Origin of the sequence: uncultured Christiangramia sp. (assembly GCF_913046405.1) — a bacterium.
Classification (GTDB): Bacteria; Bacteroidota; Bacteroidia; order Flavobacteriales; family Flavobacteriaceae; genus Christiangramia; species Christiangramia marina.
Genome location: NZ_CAJWRQ010000050.1, coordinates 1 through 20,952, shown reverse-complemented (window position 1 = coordinate 20,952; position 20,952 = coordinate 1). Strand labels below are relative to the sequence as shown.

19 protein-coding genes are annotated in these 20,952 nt (G+C 41.8%); 12 read left to right on the top strand and 7 right to left on the bottom strand.

Annotation, left to right across the window (positions count from 1 at the left end; all coding sequences use genetic code 11):
• The 8 genes from QZ620_RS08215 to QZ620_RS08180 all read left to right on the top strand — a co-directional run.
• On the top strand, positions 1-671 hold a 671-nt coding region (locus QZ620_RS08215), incomplete at its 5' end, for an MATE family efflux transporter (RefSeq protein ID WP_295180630.1).
• Between the two features lie 61 nt (positions 672-732).
• Positions 733-3,831: a glycosyl hydrolase gene (locus QZ620_RS08210; RefSeq protein WP_295180628.1), complete on the top strand. Its 3,099-nt coding sequence runs from the start codon at positions 733-735 to the stop codon at positions 3,829-3,831.
• Positions 3,832-4,380 (top strand): CopD family protein, encoded by a 549-nt coding sequence (locus QZ620_RS08205; protein WP_295180626.1) that lies wholly within the window; start codon positions 3,832-3,834, stop codon positions 4,378-4,380. It abuts the gene before it with no gap.
• Between the two features lie 40 nt (positions 4,381-4,420).
• Complete coding sequence (locus QZ620_RS08200) at positions 4,421-5,875, top strand: ATP-binding protein (RefSeq protein WP_295180624.1); 1,455 nt, start codon at positions 4,421-4,423, stop codon at positions 5,873-5,875.
• Between the two features lie 5 nt (positions 5,876-5,880).
• Complete coding sequence (locus QZ620_RS08195) at positions 5,881-6,663, top strand: enoyl-CoA hydratase-related protein (protein ID WP_295180622.1); 783 nt, start codon at positions 5,881-5,883, stop codon at positions 6,661-6,663.
• Positions 6,664-6,769: 106 nt separating this feature from the next.
• Positions 6,770-7,843, top strand: coding sequence for a PA0069 family radical SAM protein (locus tag QZ620_RS08190; RefSeq protein WP_295180620.1), 1,074 nt, complete (start codon positions 6,770-6,772; stop codon positions 7,841-7,843).
• Positions 7,844-7,887: 44 nt separating this feature from the next.
• Positions 7,888-8,670 (top strand): DNA-formamidopyrimidine glycosylase family protein, encoded by a 783-nt coding sequence (locus QZ620_RS08185; protein WP_295180618.1) that lies wholly within the window; start codon positions 7,888-7,890, stop codon positions 8,668-8,670.
• Between the two features lie 234 nt (positions 8,671-8,904).
• A complete protein-coding gene (locus QZ620_RS08180; protein WP_295180616.1) occupies positions 8,905-10,851 on the top strand; it encodes a S9 family peptidase in 1,947 nt (648 codons plus the stop codon).
• A 46-nt stretch (positions 10,852-10,897) separates the two neighbouring features.
• Here the strand turns inward: QZ620_RS08180 and QZ620_RS08175 are convergent, their stop codons facing one another.
• From QZ620_RS08175 to QZ620_RS08165, 3 genes are all read right to left on the bottom strand, one after another.
• A complete protein-coding gene (locus QZ620_RS08175) occupies positions 10,898-11,551 on the bottom strand; it encodes an HD domain-containing protein (protein WP_295180614.1) in 654 nt (217 codons plus the stop codon).
• A gap of 2 nt (positions 11,552-11,553) precedes the next feature.
• On the bottom strand, positions 11,554-12,285 hold the full coding sequence (locus QZ620_RS08170) for a 1-acyl-sn-glycerol-3-phosphate acyltransferase (RefSeq protein ID WP_295180612.1): 732 nt from the start codon (positions 12,283-12,285) through the stop codon (positions 11,554-11,556).
• Positions 12,286-12,380: 95 nt separating this feature from the next.
• Positions 12,381-12,791 (bottom strand): BrxA/BrxB family bacilliredoxin, encoded by a 411-nt coding sequence (locus tag QZ620_RS08165; protein WP_141876506.1) that lies wholly within the window; start codon positions 12,789-12,791, stop codon positions 12,381-12,383.
• Positions 12,792-12,973: 182 nt separating this feature from the next.
• Between QZ620_RS08165 and QZ620_RS08160 the strand changes: the two genes are divergently transcribed.
• On the top strand, positions 12,974-13,708 hold the full coding sequence (locus QZ620_RS08160; protein WP_295180609.1) for a TerB family tellurite resistance protein: 735 nt from the start codon (positions 12,974-12,976) through the stop codon (positions 13,706-13,708).
• On the opposite strand, the gene QZ620_RS08155 is transcribed toward QZ620_RS08160, so the two are convergent.
• Entirely contained in the window at positions 13,705-14,178 is a 474-nt protein-coding gene (locus tag QZ620_RS08155) for a thioredoxin family protein (protein ID WP_295180607.1), read from the bottom strand. The genes QZ620_RS08160 and QZ620_RS08155 overlap by 4 nt on opposite strands.
• Before the next feature lies 1 nt (position 14,179).
• Positions 14,180-16,480 carry a TonB-dependent receptor gene (locus QZ620_RS08150; protein WP_295180605.1) on the bottom strand — a complete coding sequence of 767 codons (2,301 nt, stop codon included), beginning with the start codon at positions 16,478-16,480 and terminating at the stop codon, positions 14,180-14,182.
• Between the two features lie 97 nt (positions 16,481-16,577).
• On the opposite strand from QZ620_RS08150, the gene QZ620_RS08145 reads away from it, so the two are divergent.
• Genes QZ620_RS08145 through QZ620_RS08135 form a run of 3 tightly spaced genes read left to right on the top strand, consistent with a single transcriptional unit; the run spans position 16,578 to position 18,552 of the window.
• Entirely contained in the window at positions 16,578-17,234 is a 657-nt protein-coding gene (locus tag QZ620_RS08145; protein WP_295180603.1) for a metal-dependent transcriptional regulator, read from the top strand.
• 1 nt (position 17,235) lies between these two features.
• The gene (locus QZ620_RS08140) at positions 17,236-18,057 is read left to right on the top strand and encodes a ZIP family metal transporter (protein ID WP_295180601.1); all 822 of its coding nucleotides are present in this window, start codon (positions 17,236-17,238) and stop codon (positions 18,055-18,057) included.
• 48 nt (positions 18,058-18,105) lie between these two features.
• Complete coding sequence (locus QZ620_RS08135) at positions 18,106-18,552, top strand: hypothetical protein (protein ID WP_295180600.1); 447 nt, start codon at positions 18,106-18,108, stop codon at positions 18,550-18,552.
• Positions 18,553-18,595: 43 nt separating this feature from the next.
• On the opposite strand, the gene QZ620_RS08130 is transcribed toward QZ620_RS08135, so the two are convergent.
• Both QZ620_RS08130 and QZ620_RS08125 read right to left on the bottom strand, forming a co-directional pair.
• Positions 18,596-19,420, bottom strand: a complete 825-nt coding sequence (locus tag QZ620_RS08130; protein WP_295180598.1) for a BCCT family transporter — start codon at positions 19,418-19,420, stop codon at positions 18,596-18,598.
• A gap of 98 nt (positions 19,421-19,518) precedes the next feature.
• On the bottom strand, positions 19,519-20,808 hold the full coding sequence (locus QZ620_RS08125) for a serine hydrolase (protein ID WP_295180596.1): 1,290 nt from the start codon (positions 20,806-20,808) through the stop codon (positions 19,519-19,521).
• Positions 20,809-20,952 lie beyond the last annotated feature (144 nt).

Here is a 20,952-nt window from a genome sequence, read left to right as displayed (position 1 = left end):
AGATCAGTTTTTCTCATTTCAATATGGATTTTCCTATTCTGAAGGAAATTTCAGCATTGGGAGTGGTCACTCTGGCCAGGCAGGCTGTAGTAAGCGTTACCTATCTTTTAATGAATAATATTCTTTTTGATCTAGGTGGAGAAGAATCGATCACCGTATATGCGATCATTGCGCGTATGCTTATGTTCGCACTCTTCCCGGTACTTGGAGTCACCCAGGGATTTTTGCCTATTGCCGGTTTTAATTATGGGGCAGAGAACTTCAGCAGGGTTCGAAAAAGTATCAATACTGCTATTTTATATTCTTTCCTGATGGGGCTGCTAATCTTTGCCGGAATCATGATTTTCGCGCCAGATATTGTCGCAATATTTACTACGGAACCAAGTATTCTAGAGCAAACACCTTCAGCAATGCGCTGGGTTTTTGCAGCGATTCCAATTGTAACTATTCAGCTAATTGGCGCCGCTTATTTCCAGGCCATCGGAAAAGCTGTGCCAGCATTTTTGCTTACTCTATCGCGACAGGGATTTCTCTTTATTCCGCTGGTGCTAATTCTTCCGAAGTACTATGGAGAGCTTGGCGTCTGGATCTCTTTTCCAATTGCCGATGTACTTTCTACGATCATTACTGCCTATTTTCTGAATCGTGAGATTCGGCATACGCTCAGGTAAACTTCAGAAGCTTGAAAATTATAGTAAATCCTTATCTTTAAAGCAGACTAAACGATTTTCTATGAATCAATCTCTACTCAGGCTGTCAGTTCTTTTACTGATCGCCACTCTTTTCAATTCACAAAAACATTTTGCACAGGAAATTTCCGAAGAACTTTACGGCGCTCTGGAATATCGTCTAATTGGTCCGTTTCGAGGTGGACGAAGTGCTGCAGTAACCGGTGTTCCCGGTAAGCCAAATCTTTTCTATTTTGGAGCTGCAGGTGGCGGTGTATGGAAAACGACGAATGGAGGTCGCAGCTGGAGCAATATATCTGATGGTTATTTTGGAGGATCCATTGGCGCCATTGAGGTTGCTAAGAGCGATCCAAATGTGATGTATGTGGGTGGTGGCGAAAAAACGGTTCGTGGAAATGTTTCTTCTGGCTACGGAATCTGGAAAACCGAAGATGCCGGGAAAACCTGGAGCTCCGCTGGATTAAAAAACAGTCGGCATGTTCCCAGAATCGTTATTCATCCGAAGGATTACAATACTGTATATGCAGCTGTTCTCGGAAATATTTACAAACCTACTGAAGAGCGGGGAGTTTATAAATCTACCGATGGTGGTAAAAACTGGAAAAAAGTACTTTTTTCTAATGCAGATGCCGGTGCAGTAGATCTTATTATGGATCCCAACAATCCGCGAATTTTATATGCTAGTACCTGGAATGTTCAGCGCACACCTTATAGTCTGAGTAGTGGAGGAGAGGGATCAGCTTTATGGAAAAGTACGGATGGCGGGGAAACCTGGAAGGAAATTTCAGAAAACAATGGTTTTCCGAAGGATACTCTTGGGATCATTGGAGTGACCGTTTCTCCTGCAAATAGCGAAAGAGTCTGGGCTATTGTTGAGAATAAAGATAAAGGAGGTGTTTATCGCAGTGACGATGCCGGTGAAACCTGGAATTTGATTAATGACGATCGTAGCCTGAGACAACGTGCCTGGTATTATACACGAATCTATGCCGACTCCGAAGATCAAGACAAGGTATATGTGCTCAATGTGAATTATCATACAAGTACCGATGGCGGTAAGACTTACAGTTCTGCCAACGCACCACACGGCGATCACCATGATCTATGGATCGCTCCAGAAGATCCTCAGCGTATGATCATGGGCGACGATGGTGGAGCACAAATTACCTACGACGGTGGGGAAACCTGGAGTACATACCACAATCAGCCAACTTCTCAGTTTTACAGGGTAACTACAGATAATTCATTTCCGTATAGAATATATGCGGCACAACAAGATAATTCTACGGTTAGAATCAGGCATAGAACAGAAGGAGGAAGTATTGGAGAAGGTGACTGGGAATCTACAGCCGGAGGAGAAAGCGCGCATATCGCCGTAGATCCTGAAAATCCTGAGATCGTTTATGGTGGAAGTTATGATGGATTCCTAACCAGGTACAATCATGAAACCGGGACTGTAAGGAGTATTAGTGTCTGGCCAGATAACCCAATGGGTCACGGAGCCGAGGACCTCAAATATCGTTTCCAGTGGAATTTCCCTATTTTCTTCTCTCCGCATGATCCTGATAAATTGTATACCGCATCCAATCATTTACATATGACCACGAATGAAGGGGAAAGCTGGGAGGAAATTAGTAATGATCTTACGAGAAATGACAAGTCGAAACAAAAGTCTTCCGGAGGACCTATTACCCAGGACAATACTTCCGTAGAATATTACAGTACTATTTTCGCTGCTGCAGAGTCGCCTTTAAAGGAAGGTCTGCTCTGGACTGGAAGTGATGATGGCCTGGTACATGTTTCCAGAGATGGTGGAAAAAACTGGGAAAATGTAACACCTAAAGGAATGCCGGAGTGGATGATGATCAATAGTATTGAACCTTCTGTTTTTGATGAAGGCACGGCATATATCGCTGGAACCAGGTACAAACTGGGAGATTTTGCTCCTTATTTATATAAAACGACCAACTACGGGAAGTCCTGGAAAAAGATCACCTCTGGAATTTCTTCGGAACATTTTACCAGGGTGGTTCGTGAAGATCCTGCAAAACAAGGCTTGCTTTATGCAGGTACTGAAACCGGGATGTATATATCTTTTGATAATGGAGAAAACTGGAAAACTTTTCAGTTAAACCTGCCAATTGTTCCAATTACCGATCTTGCCATTAAAGAAAATAATTTGATCGTGGCTACGCAGGGAAGAAGTCTCTGGATCATTGATGATCTTAGCCTGTTACACCAGTTGAATTCAGTTGAAAAGAATCAGGATCATCTGTTTAAACCGAAAGCTTCTTATCGAATGGATGGCAGATCCCGAGAAAGTGCAACAGCCGGGACGAACCATCCCGCCGGAGTCATGACCTATTTTTTTCTGAAGGATCCTGAAGGTAAAAAAGTGAAGTTAAGCTATTTAAATGCTGAAAATGATACGATTCAGAGCTTCTCTTCTGAAGCAGAAAAGAATAAACTGGAAGTAAGTAAAGGAGCGAATCAGCATGTTTGGGATATGCGTGGCGAAGGCGCTGAACGACTTGACGGAATGATCCTTTGGTGGGCAAGTACAGACGCTCCGCAAGCGGTTCCCGGAAATTACAAGGTAGTTTTGGAAGTGGAAGATGAGGTGATGAAACAGGATTTCGAGATTTTAGCAGATGCAAATGCCGAAACCGATCTGGCTGGAATGCAAAAACAATACGATTTTATTTCCGGCGTGAATAAAACCGTAGACAAGGCTCATCAATCCATCAAAAAAATGAGAAAGGTCGATACACAACTGAAGGATTTTCAGAAGCAATATAAAAGCAATGAGCAGGTAAAACCACTGCTGGAAAAAGCGAAAACTCTGAGCGAGCAACTTTCAGAAATAGAGAATGCGCTTTACCAGACCAGGAATCGCAGTAACCAGGATCCGCTTAATTTCCCGATAAGACTCACCAATAAACTGGCGCATTTGAACAGTCTCGTAGGAATGGACGATTTTCCACCAACTCAGCAGGATATTGCAGTTAAAGACCAACTTACTGCCAGTATCAACGAAGAATTGAATAAATTTGACCAGCTTTTAGAAGAAGAAGTAAAAGCATTTAATAAGGAATTTAATGCGATGGATCTTAATTATCTATTCGTAGAGACTGAAGACTAAATGGAGTACTATAATTATATCAAAGCCCTGCACCTTATTTTCGTAATCACGTGGTTTGCCGGGCTTTTTTATATTCCGCGCATATTTGTTTACCAGATCGAAGCTGCTGAAAAGCCGGAACCGGATAGAACAATTCTTGGAGACCAGCTAAAACTAATGGCGAAAAGGCTCTGGTTCATTATTACCTGGCCATCTGCGATCCTGGCGAGCGCTTTTGCTTTTACGTTACTGGCGATGGTTCCGGGCTGGCTTGAGCAACCCTGGATGCACCTGAAACTTGGTTTTGTTGTGCTATTATTTGCCTATCATTTTAAGACCCACCTGATTTTTAAAGAACTGCAGAAAGGGATTATTAACTGGACTTCAAACGGAATGCGAATCTGGAATGAGGGAAGCACCCTAATTCTGTTTTCAGTAATTTTCCTGGTCATCGTGCGGGATGCTATTAACTGGATCTACGGAGTTCTGGGAATTTTTCTACTGGGGATTATGTTAATGCTGGGGATCAAATTATATAAAAGAATTCGATCCAGAAATCCCAATGCCTGAAATGGTTCGATAATTGTTGCCTTGAAGCGAAGCCTGCCTTATGAAGATGCTTAAACTATCCTTACGAACCAGAATTTTTATCTCTATGATCCTACTGGTTCTGGGGGCATCTATTCTAATTTTTGGGGTGACAGTATATCAATATAAGCAGGAAGCTGAAAGTTATCACGAAGAACGGCTGGAGCGTAAGCAAAGAGCGATCCTTGAGAATATTAAATTTGTACTTGCCAGTACAACTTATGTTGTAGACACAGAGAATCTTGGGCCAATTTTTACTGAAAGGGATAAGATCGATGAAATGGCTGAAGTTCACGAGATGCAGATCCATATTTATGATCTCGACGGAAGCCTTATTATCAAGTCCAACGAATCCTTCTTTAAAGATTCCACTACTGTAAGTATTCCAGAAAGTGTACTCAGTAAGCTGGACGCGACCACTACCAAGCATTATTTAAAGAAAACTGAAGTCAACGGGCAGAAATACCAGTCTTCATACAGTTATATTACCGATGGAAAATTTAAGCCACTGGCAATCCTGTATTTACCATATGTACAGGATGATAGTCTGCTGAACAGGGATTTGAACAATTTCCTGGTGCGCATGGCTGAAGTCTATCTTTTTATGCTGTTGATAGCCATTATTCTCTCATTCTTTCTTTCAAAATATATCACCAAATCGCTGAAGATCATTTCTGAAAAGATCAACCAGACGAGACTGGACAAACGAAACCAGAAGATCGAACTCTCCAATGCAACAGAAGAAATTTATGCACTGGTTTCGGCATATAACAGTATGATCGATGAGCTGGAGGAAAGTGCCGTAAAATTGGCCACCAATGAGCGGGAACAAGCCTGGCGGGAAATGGCCAAGCAGGTAGCGCATGAGATCAAGAATCCGTTGACACCTATGCGATTGAGCGTACAAAGTTTTCAGCGTAATTTTGATCCGGAAGATCCCGAAATTCATCATAAGGTTGATGAATACAGTGAAACGCTCATCAACCAAATTGATACAATGAGTTCCATTGCTTCGGCATTCTCGAATTTTGCAAAAATGCCGGCACAACAAAATGAAACTTTGAATGTCCCCAAGATCGTTAAGCTGGCCCTGGATATTTTTAATGAGAAATACATTGAGTTTCAATGTGATCAGGAAGAGATCCTGGCGAAATTTGATCGTACGCAATTAATCAGGGTGGTGACCAACCTGGTTAAGAATGCTACTCAGGCGCTTCAGGATGTAGAAGATCCTCGAATTATGGTGGCGGTCGAAGAAGAGGAGAATACCGTTCTTATTTCGGTTTCCGATAATGGAATGGGTATTTCCGAAGAAAATAAAACGAAGGTTTTTGAACCTAAATTCACCACGAAATCAAGCGGAATGGGATTAGGCCTTGCTATGGTAAAAAATATCGTGGAAACTTATAACGGGACGATTAGCTTTGTTTCCAAACAAAATAAAGGCACTATCTTTAACGTACGATTTCCAAAATAAAGATTATGAGTTATCAGAACATTTTAGAAGAGATTGAAAACGAAATATTAACGATCACGATAGATCGACCAAAGAAGCTAAATGCTCTTAATAGAGAGACGATTCTTGAGCTTCATCAGGCTTTCAAAGCCGCGAAAGATAATGACGAAGTGAAAGTCGTAATAATTACGGGTAGCGGAGAGAAGGCTTTTGTAGCTGGAGCAGATATTAGTGAATTTGCCGACTATTCACCCAAAGAAGGAAAGAAACTTGCGGCAGATGGACAGGAAAAGCTTTTTGATTATGTAGCTAATTTCCCTAAACCTGTTATTGCAGCTGTAAATGGATTTGCTCTTGGTGGCGGACTCGAACTTGCCATGGCAGCTCATTTTAGAATTGCCAGTGAAAATGCGAAAATGGGTCTTCCGGAAGTATCTCTTGGAGTGATACCGGGATATGGTGGAACTCAAAGATTACCACAACTGGTAGGAAAAGGTCGTGCAATGGAGATGATCATGACCGCGGGAATGATCGATGCCAACCAGGCTTTGCAATACAACCTGGTGAACCACGTAACCTCTCAGGAAGAATTGATGGAACTGGCTGTGAGCCTGGCTCAAAAGATCATGAAAAACTCCATGGTTGCTATTTCTACGGCAATCAAAGCGATCAATGCTAACTATGAAGATGGTGTTGATGGTTTTGAAATGGAAGTAAAAGGTTTCGGAGATAGTTTTGGCACTGAAGATTTTAAAGAAGGAACTTCAGCATTTCTAAACAAGCGTAAAGCCGAATTCCCTAATAAATAAAATACTGGCTTCTTTTTGAAAATCATGATTTGATGAAGGAGCCTTTTCTTTAAATTTTAACTAGGATAAAATCCATTAAAAAGGAATAATTCCATAATTTTGAAACATGAGTTATGAGGATTTTATCAAGGGCCGGGGAGCCCAGAAAAACAGCAGTAATAAGTTTGATGCGCATAGTCATGAAACCAGGGACGACTTTTTAAACTATTGCAATGCTGAAGGGGAAGAAGCGGTAAATTTTAAAACCACAACTATTGAAACCTTTCCGAAGAGTATCGTAAACAAAGTGACCAGTCCCGATGTTGGAATGGACTTTTCACTAAATCCTTACCAGGGTTGTGAACATGGCTGTATTTACTGCTACGCCCGTAACAGTCATGAATTCTGGGGATATAGCGCTGGTCTGGATTTCGAACAAAAGATCCTGGTAAAAAGAAATTCTGTTGAACTTTTAGAGAAAAAGCTAAAAAGCAAATCCTGGCAGGCAAGACCCATTGTGCTATCTGGAAATACCGATTGTTACCAACCTATAGAAAAGGAACTGAAGATCACCAGAAGTTTACTTCAAACCTTTTTTAAATACCGGCATCCTGTTGGAATGATCACCAAGAACTCCCTCATTTTACGCGATATGGATATTCTAAGAGAACTGGCTCAGGACAGGCTCGTACACGTAAATATAAGTATCACCACACTGCAGGAACATACTCGAAGAATCCTTGAACCAAGAACTGCCAGTATTAAAAAAAGACTGGAAACTGTAGAGAAACTTTCTGCGGCTAATATTCCGGTGAGTGTGATGATGGCACCTATCATTCCCTCGATCAATAATCATGAAATAATGCCGTTGGTTCGGGAAGTGGCTAATAGAGGTGCGCTGGGTGTGGGCTATACGATCGTGCGATTGAATGGCAGTATTGGAGAGATCTTTACAGACTGGATCAAAAAATCAATGCCAGATAGAGCCGATAAAGTTTTAAATCAGATTGCAGATATTCATGGAGGCAGCCTTAACGATAGTAGGTTTGGCACCCGTATGAAGGGAGAAGGACAGTTTGCTGAACAGGTAAAGCAGCAGTTTCAAATCGCTCGCAAAATGTATCTGCAAGATCGTAAAAAACCCAGTCTAAACTGTAAGTTGCATGAGGAATATAAAGATGGGCAGACAAAGCTTTTTTAATTTTTATGAAATTTCTATTTATACTAACTTGAAAACAAAAAGCTATGCCAGAATTACCAGAAGTCGCCTATCAAAAATTATATATTGATTCCACCAGCCTTCATCAAAAGATTGTAAAGGTGGATACGGGTGCAGACAAGATCTTCCAGTCACCTAAAAAAGATTTTAAGGATAGACTTCAAGGGAATGAGATCAAAGCGGTTTCTCAAATTGGTAAATATCTTTTTCTGGAACTAGGGAAGGATGGTTTTCTGGTAGTTCACTTCGGAATGACGGGCAGAATGGACTTCTTCCAGCACGATGATTTCCATAAACATGCGCAGCTAACGCTTACTTTCGACAATGGCGGCAAACTGTCTTTTATCTGTCCGCGGAAATTTGGCAAACTATTTCTAACTGATGACATTGAAAACTTCAGAAAAGAGAAGAAACTTGGACCGCATGCCACTGAAGTTTCAGAAGAAGAATTCATAGAGCTTTTCAGCAATAAGAAAGGCAATGTGAAAACTGCATTAATGGACCAGGCTTTTATCGCCGGGTTAGGGAACCTTTATGTTGACGAGATGCTATTTCAAACAGGAATTCATCCAAAATCGAAATGCGAGAATCTCGCTGACAAGGATCTAAAGGCGATGTTCAAAAAGATGAATATCATCCTGGAAACGGTGACAAGAAGCAAAACCGAAGGTGAGCAGATTCCCGATTCGTATCTTAGAAATCATCGGGAAGCAGGTGGTGACTGTCCGAATGGGAAGGCTAAGATCAAAATGATAAAAATTGGCGGTAGAAGTACTTATTTTTGCCCATACTGCCAGGAGATACGATAGCTTCTCAAAATCAAGAATTGATCTACTCTGCTACCAGATTCTGTAGGTCAAAATCCTAATGTTTTATTAGTACTACAGGCCTTCCGAACTTGATTCGATACTTTTGCAGGAAGACATTCCAGGCATCATTTCATCAAGGTTGCAAATCACCATTATAGGAAAATTGAAATTTGAAACGATGTAGGGAATAAATACTAATCCGGGCAGGAATACCCGCGAAAACTACATAAGATCGTGAAAGAAAAACCAGGAAATACCACACTACCATCAGGCAAGGAAGAGCTAGCCAGACTCGCCGCCCTGGAATCGGGGAACTACAAATATTCAGTTGAAGATTACTTTAAAACTCCAGAAGCATTTTCATTCAAATTATCTCCAGATGGAAAATACATTGGATATATGAAACGAAGAGCTTCAGGAGAACGGGATCTTTATCTAAAAGAAATCATTTCAGAAAAAGAAACTTTGCTAAAAGCACAGGGGGAAGATCTTATTCGTGGATTTGCCTGGGCCAGTGAGGACAGGCTCGTTTATATGCAGGATAAAGGTGGTGATGAAAATTACCATGTTTATGGGGTGGATATTTCCGGAGAAAATGATGTCGACCTTACTCCATATGACGGGGTGCGTGCCAACATCATATCTTCTTTAAAAGAGGATAAAGATCATATGATCATCCAGATGAATAAAGACAACTTGCAACAGGAAGAACCTTACAGGCTGAATGTGAATACCGGAGAGATCACAAAACTTTACAGCGTTGAAGAAGGGGACGATCCGGTAGCAGGTTATGATTTTGACAGCAAGGGGAATCTTCGTGCGATTACTAAAATTGTTGATGGTGTAAATACAGAGCTGTCATACAGGATTGATGGTGAATTCCAACAATTGAAATACACAGATTTTAGTGATTCATTTAGTATTTCCTCGTTCAATGTAGATGCTAATCAACCTGATCTTGCGTATGTAGTTTCCAATCTGGATGGTGATAAAACCGAAATTCAGATATATGATCTAAAGCTGAATAAGAAGATAGAAACGATCTTCAGTAATGAAACATTTGATGTTTCCGGCTTAACGCTGTCGAGAAAACGCGATTATGAAATTGACTACTTCAGCTACACAGGTGAAAAAACCGTAGTGGTTCCTGTAAGCGACACCTATAAAAAGATCTACGGAAGACTAAAAAAGGAGTTTGGAGACAAACAATTCTACACTGCTGGCAGAACAGATGATGAAAGCAAATATATGATCGCTGTGACCAGTGATAAGATCGTTGGCGAGTATTATCTGTACGATGTGCAGAAAGATGAGGTAAGGCTGCTATACAAGTTATTACCACAATTAAAGGCGGAAGATATGGCCTCTATGAAGCCAATCACCTTTAAAAGCCGGGACGGCAAAACCATTTATGGATACATCACGCTTCCGCAAGATCACAAAGCGGGACAGCAATTACCACTTATCGTGAATCCTCATGGCGGGCCGCAGGGAATTAGAGATTCCTGGGGTTTTAATCCTGAAGCTCAACTTTTTGCCAGTCGTGGTTATGCCACCCTTCATGTGAATTTTAGAATTTCGGGTGGATACGGAAAAGAATTTTTAAAAGCTGGTTTTGGCGAAATAGGCCGCAAAGCCATGGATGATGTGGAAGATGGAATAGACTTCGTGATCGATCAGGGTTGGGTAGATAAAGATAAAGTTGCTATTTACGGTGGAAGTCATGGTGGTTATGCGGTGCTTCGCGGAATGACTAAAACTCCGGAAAAATATGCCTGTGGTGTGGATTATGTCGGAGTAAGCAATCTCAACACATTTATGCAAACCATCCCTCCATACTGGGAAAAATACAGGGAGATCATGTACAAGATCTGGTATAATCCAGACAATGCTGAAGAACAGGCAATCATGAACGAAATTTCACCGGCTTTGCATGTGGATAAGATCCAAAAGCCACTATTCGTAGTGCAGGGAGCCAACGATCCCCGGGTGAATATCGATGAAGCAGACCAGATCGTGGAAAGCTTGAGAGCACGCGGAGTTGAAGTTCCTTATATGGTAAAGTATGATGAAGGTCACGGATTTGGGAAAGAAGAAAACCGACTCGATCTGTATAAATCCATGATGGGCTTCTTTGCTGAACATTTAAAAGATAAAGAAGCTAGTCCGCTAAAAGGATAATACTGAAGGAAATTAATTAAAGGTCGATACAAAAATGTGTCGGCCTTTATTTTTTTCCATCCCATTCAGCATAGAACTGGTCAAGGAAAACTTCCATAAAAGCATGACGCTGTTCTGCGATCTTTTTAGCAGTAGTTGTATTCATACGCTCTTTCAGCAAAAGCAGTTTCTCATAAAAATGATTGATGGTAGGAGTCAGAGAAGCTTTATATTCTTCTTTGCTCATATTAAGGTTTGGTTTGATCTCAGGATCGTAAAGTGGTCTGTTTTTAAAGCCGCCATAATTAAAAGTTCTGGCGATTCCAATGGCACCAAGCGCATCCAGCCTGTCGGCATCCTGAACGATATCAAGTTCCATAGATCGAAATTGCTGTTGAACATTTCCACCTTTAAAGGAAATATTTTCAATGATCTTTACCACGTGATCTATGATCTCTTCTGAAACCTTTTGAGTCTGTAGAAATTCTCTAGCCTTCGCCGGGCCTACCGTATCATCTCCACCATGAAATTTAGAGTCGGCAATATCATGTAGCAAAGCGCCTAATTTTACGACCAGAAGATCTGCTTCTTCAGAAGCTGCAATATTCAGACTATTCTTATAAACTCTTTCTATATGAAACCAGTCGTGACCTCCTTCAGCATTATGCAATGTTTCCTTTACATAAGCGATCGTTTGGTCGATCAGCAATTCTTCGGTCATAGTTATTTGATATCTGCGATAATGGTTCTTTCAATTTTAGCAATAAGACTTTCAGCATCCATAGAAGATATTTCTATTGGGTCATGTGCTTTTAAGGTCATATTTACGCCAATTCCCATCGGGAAATTTCCGTATTTGAATAGTTTCCAGGAGTTATTGATGGTAATTGGAACTACGAGTGCTTCCGGATTCTTTTTGAAAAGCATCAACATCCCGTTTCTTCGAAATTCCTTGGGTTCGCCAGTTCTACTGCGAGTTCCTTCAGGAAATATAACAGCAGAACGTTTGGTGGTTTTTAGATAATCTCCAAAAGCCGACATTTTTTGAAGCGACTCTCTTCTGTTCTTGCGATCTATCAATACTGAACCACCATGTCTTAAATTGAAGGAAATACTTGGAATACCGTGACCTAATTCTTTTTTACTAACAAATTTAGGATGATGTTTTCTAAAATACCAGATGAGTGGCGGAATATCATACATTCCCTGGTGGTTGGAAACAAAGATCACCGTACGATCTGTAGGTATATTTGCAGGTTTCTGAATATCAAAAGTAGTTCCCAGAAGATTCAGGCAACGTAAGAGGAAGAGATTGAAGATATCAACACTTTTTTTATGTGCTTCATATCCTCCAAGTTTCAGGCATACCCACTGGATAGGATGAAAAAGGAGTAAATTCAGAAAAAAGAAGAAATAGAAAATTACCGTAAGCGGGTAAGCAAGAATTTTTTCCATAGGCTATAAAAATACCAAAAATAGCGAAATCTAGAACTGAGGTATAAAAAAACCACGCAGGAAACTGCGTGGTCTTAAATTATATTAGGTGATTCTTAGCAGAACTCATTATAAGCTCCAATAAGATTTTCAGCGATCATATCTGCAGGGCGACCTTCAATATGGTGACGCTCTAGCATGTGTACTAATTCACCGTCCTTAAACAAGGCCATAGATGGCGAAGAAGGAGGGAATGGTACCATAAGATCTCTCGCTTTGTCTGTTGCTTCCTTATCGACACCTGCAAAAACAGTTACCAGATTATCTGGTTTTTTGCTATTCTGTAAAGACATTCTAGCTCCCGGTCTTGCGTTCGCTGCTGCACAACCACAAACAGAATTCACTACTACCAAAGTAGTTCCCTTCTTTTCCATAGCCTGCTCAACATCTTCTACTGTGTGTAATTCTTCAAAACCAATACTAGTAAGATCCTCTCTCATTGGTTTTACTAAATCTGCTGGATACATATATCAATTCTTTTTATTAAACTTTATTGAGGCACAAAGGTACCAAATTTAGTTCAGCTTACATATCTCAAATTACTATGTCCTAATAGGTTCAGTTTATGACCTATTCAAAGCGAACTCATGAAGCCAATTATAGATTACAACACTAAAATGTTATCTTTGCGGCTAAAGAAAATTGCCCAATGATCAAATGGCTTGCCGCAGTTCTGGGATACATGTACTTCAGGTTTCCCGGTGCTATTCTTGGATTTATAGTAGGTTCCCTGCTGGATAATTACATACGCACCTCTGGTGGTCTGTTTAAATCCATGGCTGGGGGACAGAAGCAAACAGTTTCACCCGGAGATTTTGAACTTAATTTACTATCATTAAGTTCCATTGTGATCAAGGCAGATGGGAATGTCTCCCAGCAGGAACTTGATTATGTTCGCGCGTATTTTATTCAGGCCTACGGAAAAGAGCGTGCGAATGCCACTTTTCGAACTTTTAACGAAGTAGTTAAGAACCGTCAGGTTTCGGCTTATAATATTTCCAGGTATCTAGCTGCACGAACAAAATATCCTACCAGGCTGCAAATCATCCATTTTCTCTTCGGAATAGCCCAGGCCGATGGTCATGTAAGTGAAGCTGAAGCAAAAGTCATCAGGGAAATTGCCGGTCATCTTCAAATTGGAGCCCGGGATTTCGAAAGTATCAAGGCGATGTTCTTTAAAAGCACCACCAGCGCTTACACGATCCTGGAGATCGAGAAATCTGCAACAGACGCTGAAGTTAAAAAGGCTTACCGCACCATGGCGAAAAAATACCATCCAGATAAATTAGGAGATATGGATGAAGCCTATAAAAAAGGAGCTGAAGAGAAATTTAGAAAAGTGCAGGACGCCTATGAACAGATCCAGAAGGAACGCGGACTTTAATTCTCCAGTATTTCCAGAAACTGCTCCTTATTGAGATATTGAAAATACCTTGCTTTGGCTTTAAAATCCTGATCCAGAAAGACCATTGCTGGCAGCGAAAATGGCCTGTTTTTTCGTCTGGCCATAAGCAAAGCGATCTGGTGAACCGGATTTCTTCGGTTTAGCCGTTCATTGATAAACACCTGATTCCCAAAGCGGACAGTATCCTCACTTTCCACATCAAATTTTACTGCGTAATAATCTTTCTTTAATCGCTTCTTAACCACGTCGGAAGAAAAAACTTCTTCATCCATTCTTTTGCATGGCGCACACCAGTCGGCATAGAAGTCAATGAAAACCTTTTTCGGTTTTAGCTGAAGGGAATCGTATAATTGTTCAAAAGTGAGCCATTCTACTTCAGACCTTTTTTGTGCGGAAGTTTCCGTAGAAAGAACAAAGAGGAGAGCAGCAAAGATTACCGAAAACTTCATATTATAAAGATTCTATTTTGAGACCTACAAAAATAGAACGCGGATTCCCTGGACCGTAGATGTAGTTACTGTCACGGTTCTTGCCGATATCAAAATCGTCCTGGTAAGCATTGGTGACGTTCTTTACGCCACCAAAGATCTCCATATTAGAATTGACTCTCGACAGCGGAATGTTATACCCCAAACGCAAACTTAGCTCTGCAAAACTTGGAGTAATGTCATATTCGTCTATATCCTGTCCGGTTCCTTGCCCGGCAAAGTGCACGATATCCATCTCTCCTGTATAGACAAGGTTAGCACTTGCATTAAAGCGCTTTCCGGGAGTAAAGGTTAAGGTTGCGTAGCCATAATCATTCGGTGTACGAAGAAAGTCTCTTTTCGCTTCCAGTCCTTCTATATTTTCAACAGGTTCTTCAAACTTACTGGATTGCAAAGTGAATCCTGCTTCCAATTCAAACAGGTAATGAAAATTAGCTCTGGTTTCCAAGGTAAATCCTTTCACAGTTGCGCCCGCACCATTACGTTTTTCAAAACGCTCACCAAACTGATCTTCTCCTAATGGAAAAAGATAGAATGCATCATTCAATTTCGTGTAGAAGCCTTCCAGGGTATAACCCCAGATAAAATGCTCGGTAGCTCGATCGTAATTGATAGAGGCCGTAAAACTGTTACTTCGCTCTTCAAAAAGATCTTCGGCTAAAGAAATCCGGGAAATTCCGCCCCCGGCAAATGCGATGTGCAGATCTGTGTCGAAAGCCTGAGGAGCTCGGAAACCTGTTCCCCAGCCTAATCTAAACTGCGTGGTTTCTTTTAGTTTATATAGAAGAGATAGACGCGGACTCACAATCGCATTATCTACCAGATTATGTTTATCGACTCTAAAACCTGATAGGAAATTTAGGTTCTCAGTGACATCCCAGTCATTTTGAAAGAACGCTCCAAAATTTCGGGTCGTTTGATCGATGAGGTAATTGTAAGAAGGAATGATATCGTACACATCATCATATACAAATTCTGCTCCCGTAGTAAGTGTAGTGGTACCACCAAGAAAATTGTCGATTCGCTGATTAAATTGACCGCCTCCCTGATGCGTTTCCACTTCTGAAGTTCCGTAAGGAGGATCGGCAAAAAACTGCTGTTTCTCGATTTCGCCATCTGGAATGATCCCGGTATAATGATCACGCTTTGTGGATTGACCACCGTAATAAAGAATAATTGAACTCTTGTCATCATTAAAATTTACCTGGTAATCCAGGCTTCCCATAAGAACATTATGAGTTCTCTCTTCACTTTGTTGAGCAAGATATGCAGGGCCTTCCACCATTTTACCGCCATAACGGTATTCATATAAACTGCTCAGGCTTAAATTGATCTTGGAATCTTCAGTTGGGAGATAAAAAGCATTGACCCCGAAAGCATTGTCTTTAAGTTCGGGCAATTCAGAATGGTTATCGCCATTCGCATCATATAATTCCCGGGTTCTTCGATTAACGAAAAAATTTGCTCCTGCTTTATAATCTTTAGAGACTACCGTAGCGTTTCCGTTTAGAATATCCTGGTTTGCATCGCCATCGATATTCTCGAAAGTATAGCTAAGACTGTATGAATTTTTCTTCGGAATTTTGGTGATCACATTCACTGTCCCACCAATGGCGCTGGAACCATATAAAGCTGAAACTCCACCGCGAACAACCTCTATACGTTCGATCATGTTCACCGGAATTTGTTCCAGACCATATAAACCGGTTAACGGACTAAAAATTGGACGACCGTTCACCAGGATCTGTGAGTATCCGCCTTGCAATCCATTCATTCTTAGCTGGGTGTAATTACAAGTCTGGCAATCTTTTTCGATTCTTAATCCCGGCTGAAAGCGCAACCCGTCTGAAAGATCTGTTGCCACTACCTGTTCCAGGGTTTCACTGTTGATAAGATTTACGATCACCGGAGAATCTGTTCTTCTTTTGGCAGTTCTGGTCCCGGTAACCACAATTTCGTCCAGTCCGTTTGGATCTATCTCCATCTCAATGTTCAGAGTCTTTTTCTCCTGTTCGAGCTTGATATTCCTGTAAACTGTCCTGAAGCCCTGGGACTTTACGATGATCTTATACTCACCAGCAGGAAGCTTCAGGCTATAAGCACCATTTTCATCAGCACTTGTACCATAATTTTCATCTTCAGTATAGATACTGGCAAATGCTACGGTACCTTCAAAGGAATTAATAGTTCCGGTGATTTCAGAACCCTGGGCAAAACTGGAAATTGATATAATTCCGAAGAGGAAAAAAGATATAAACCGCATTATTTTTTTTACGAAGATATAAAATATATTTAGACAAGACTAAAAAATGGATTTATTGAATAAAAAATGTATTTTTGGTGCTATTAAAATGTATTTTATGTTTAGCTTATCTGAAGAGAATTATCTTAAAGCCATATTTCATCTGCAGAATTCCTATAAAAATGGGGTGAGTACGAACGCGCTTGCCGAGGAAATGCAAACCAAAGCCTCCTCGGTGACCGATATGATCAAGAGACTTTCAGAAAAGAGCCTGGTGAATTACAAGAAATATCAGGGGGTAAAACTTAGTGAAGCGGGTAGGGCTGCCGCGATAGAAGTGATTCGAAAACATCGATTATGGGAAGTGTTTCTCGTGGAAAAACTCAATTTTAACTGGGATGAGGTGCATGAAGTGGCCGAGCAGCTGGAGCATATTAAGTCTGAAAAGCTAACTGCAGAACTTGACAGGTTTCTGGGATTTCCACAGCGAGATCCACATGGAGACCCAATTCCAGATTCAGAAGGGAACTTTTCTGTACCCAACCGCGTGTTACTATCTGAACTTAAAATGGATGAAACCGGGATTTGTGTGGGAGTGAAAGATTCCTCTACAGAATTTCTACAATACCTGGACAAGAATAATATTTCCCTGGGAGCGACCGTAAAGGTGAAGCAAAAGGAGGATTTTGATCAATCAATGTTGATCGAAATGAATGATAATGAATTGATGATCTCAAACCAGATCTCAGCCAACTTATATATAAAAACAACTTAGAATGGAAGCATTAATTAGCTATTTCGAACAATTGGATCCGGTACTTGCAGCATTATATGCAACCCTTTTTACCTGGGGACTTACGGCATTGGGAGCATCGCTGGTTTTCCTGTTTAAAGGAATGAACCGTGCTTTCTTTGATGGAATGCTGGGTTTTACCGGTGGCGTTATGGTAGCGGCAAGTTTCTGGAGTTTGTTGGCTCCCGGAATAGAGATGAGTCCTGGCGAAGGATTTGAAAAGACCATACCGGCCTTGGTTGGATTTGGGCTGGGAGCACTGTTCATCTTTGGACTTGACAAGGTTTTACCGCATTTGCACGTAAATTTTAAAATGAGTGAAGCTGAAGGGGTTAAAACTCCGTGGCATAAATCTGTATTATTAACGCTGGCGATCACCCTGCACAATATTCCCGAAGGTCTTGCCGTAGGTGTGCTGTTTGGTGGTGTTGCGGCCGGTTTTGAGGGTGCCAGTATTGGTGGTGCGGTAGCTCTGGCCATTGGTATTGGACTGCAAAACTTCCCGGAAGGATTTGCGGTAGCCATGCCATTAAGAAGACAGGGATTGAGCCGATGGAAAAGTTTTAATTACGGTCAGCTTTCTGCGATTGTAGAACCTTTTGCGGCGGTACTCGGTGCCTGGGCAGTAATGACCTTTGAACCAATATTACCATACGCCCTATGTTTTGCTGCAGGTGCGATGATATTTGTTGTGGTTGAGGAAGTGGTCCCGGAAGCACAGCAGGGTGACTTTACCGATATTTCAACCCTTGGATTTATTGGAGGTTTCATGGTCATGATGACGCTGGACGTAGGTCTCGGGTAGTATTTTGCAACAGGAGAAATTTGCGATCGTCTTTTTTAAAAAGAAAATATGCGATTTCTCATCATTTTTATGGCATTATACATTTCTTTTCAATCTGCTGAAAAGGAAAAAGAAGAGACAACTTCAGAAACTAAAGAACAAAATCAGGAAGTAGAATTGAATGTCTTTTCGGAATCCTTATGCCTTGGAGATGAGCTTAAGTTTGGGGACCGCCGAATAAAATTAAGGAAGATCATTTCAGATTCCAGGTGTCCCAGTAATCCTATCGTAATGTGCATCTGGGCAGGACAGGTGCGAGTAAAGGTAGATGTCTATGAAAAACGGGAGTTTGTTGGGAGTGTGGAATTTTCAGGTACTCAATCAATAGACCATCTTTTTGCTAACTCGAAAGAATTAAAGATAAGCCTGGTAAATGTCAAACCTTATCCAGTGAATCCTGGTAAGATCCCTGCGGAAGATTATATGGTAAGTTTTCGGCTTACCGAAGTGATGTGATTAATCACTACAGCCACAACCGGAAACTCCGCAAGCAGCAGCGCTATCTTTCTTTTTGGAACCGCCAACAAAGGAAGGCTTCCATATAAAGCGCATAACCACGTAACCCAGAGCCATCAAAAAGGTAATTAAGACCACCTGCTGCCTGCTCAGCGCCATATCCCAGCGATGTAGCCAAGCCAAATAGCGTTGCAAAAACAGCAATAATATCAACTATATGACCGGGCCAGCCCCAGGTTCGCTCACCCAGTAAGGGGTATAGTGCTGAGCGAATGACCAAAGGAAGGCCCTTGTTATAACAAAAGAAGGCCAACGACAAACCCAACAGGGCATAACCAGCCCAGGGATGAAATGCCCAGTGGTAAATAGTGGCAGCCATAGCCAACTCCCTTAACGATTGCCCTTCTATGGATTCAGCATTAAGGGGCGGTATCAGGGCGTGGTTCATGGGTTCCAGAACACAATAAAACATAATACCAATACCGATTCCTGCCGCAAACAGCATACAAACCCAACTCACGAAGTGATAACGCGGGCTCGCCTGCGGCCCACCTATCCGAATTCGTCCATAAGGTGACAGAACCAGGAAAACACAGAAAAGAAGATAAAGGTTCATAGCGCCCATGAAAAACCAATCCAGGGTGGTAGTAAGCCAGATTCGTAATTCATTGAAATAGACAGCTGCCAAATCGGGTTGACTTAAGGTAAAGACTATAAAAGAAACGATAGTGCAACTGCTGATCAGGAACACCGGGTTATGAATATCAAGCCCGAAAGGTCTGATATTGTCCTGACCCACCTGGTAAGTAGAAGAATATAAAGATTCTGTGGCTAGCGATTGTTCGGACTGGGCTTCATCGATCGACAAGATGTTCCTGCTGATTGTTATTTATAGGCACCCTAGCACGGTGACACCTGTGATGTCAGTTATAAAGGCATCGGGTAACCGGAAACCCGTTTTAGTCTTTAATCATAGCGAGCAGCCGCTGGCCCTTTCTGTTTTACGTAGACGCCCCGTATCACCTCAAATACCGCAGCACGCAGGTCCTGTTGGCTATAATCTTCCTTGAAATAGCTGGTAAAAACCGCAACCAGGTCAAGTGTCGGGTTCACCAACAGGCCCTGCCCACCCCAACCTCCCTTGAACAGAAAGCCTTGTCTATCGACATAGTCCCACTGGTAAATATTGTAACTTCCATCGTCCCGAACCAGATTGGCATTTGCCTTATTGAATAAAAAATCAATGTGCTTGTCAGAGATAATTTTCGTATCTGAAACAATGCCATAGGAAGGCGTAAAAAGTAGTCCAAACCGAGCCAGGTCCCTCATATTAGACAAAAAGCCGCCATGGGTAAGCGGTATACCGTAACGGTAGGCAAGATAAGATGCATCGGCTTCCGCGCCAATCAACTGCCAGATCTCCCGGGTGAAAATATCCTGGAACGGTTCACCAGTCAGCTTCTCCAGCAACCAGGCCAATACAAAAGTATTCAAACCGGAATAGGAAAATTTTTGGCCCGGCTCAGCGTGCTTAGATACACGCAACGTTTTCAGAAAGTCATAGGGATTATCCGGCGCAGGCGCTTCCCTGAAGCCATCACCGATGGCTATAGAGTACTGGTAATAGCAGGATTGCCGATTTTCGTATTCATCCTGGCAGTCAAGCCCCGTTGCCATATCAAGTATATTGCGTATGCTGATTTTAGCGATATCAGAACCAGCAAGTTCCGGCAGGTAAGATTGAATCGGCCGACTAACATCAACCAGACCCCGTTCCTCATAGATCCTTATCAGCGTCGCCGGCAGCACCTTGGCAACCGACCAGTAAATCGGTTTCTCGTAGGGCTGCATGCGCGGATAGTGTTGATAGACGATCTGACCACGATGCAGTATAACCACGCCCATTGCTGTGGTGTGTCTACTTCCCAGAAAATCAGAAAAAGACATCGCACCACTGGCAGTGCTGATTTCATAATCCCCAATCGACGCATTCGGTTCGACTGCCAGCTTACTAACAGGACCATCTCGATAGACATTTACAGTGGGAAACAGCTGATGCACATTTTTGTGCATCCAGCCCATCTGCTTACCAGTCACCGTCCACCAGATATCGTCAGCCGGCACCAGCCTCTGCCGCCTTTGAATTTCCGCCGGGGTGTAGGCCGATTCAAAGTTTGCGTACCGCTGTTCAGCAATCCCTGGTTGAGCAAACAGGAAGATCAGGGTAGATAAAACTAGAGCAAATAAATTAGGCATGGCAGGGTTACGCGCTCAACTTGCTAAAGCAAAAGCAGCAAAGAAGTAAAGAAGTAAAGAAGTAAAGAAGTAAAACTTTGCGCTAATCTTAAAGTATCAGCCACTTGCAAATGCGGCTAGTGGCTTAAAAGTACAGCGCCAGCA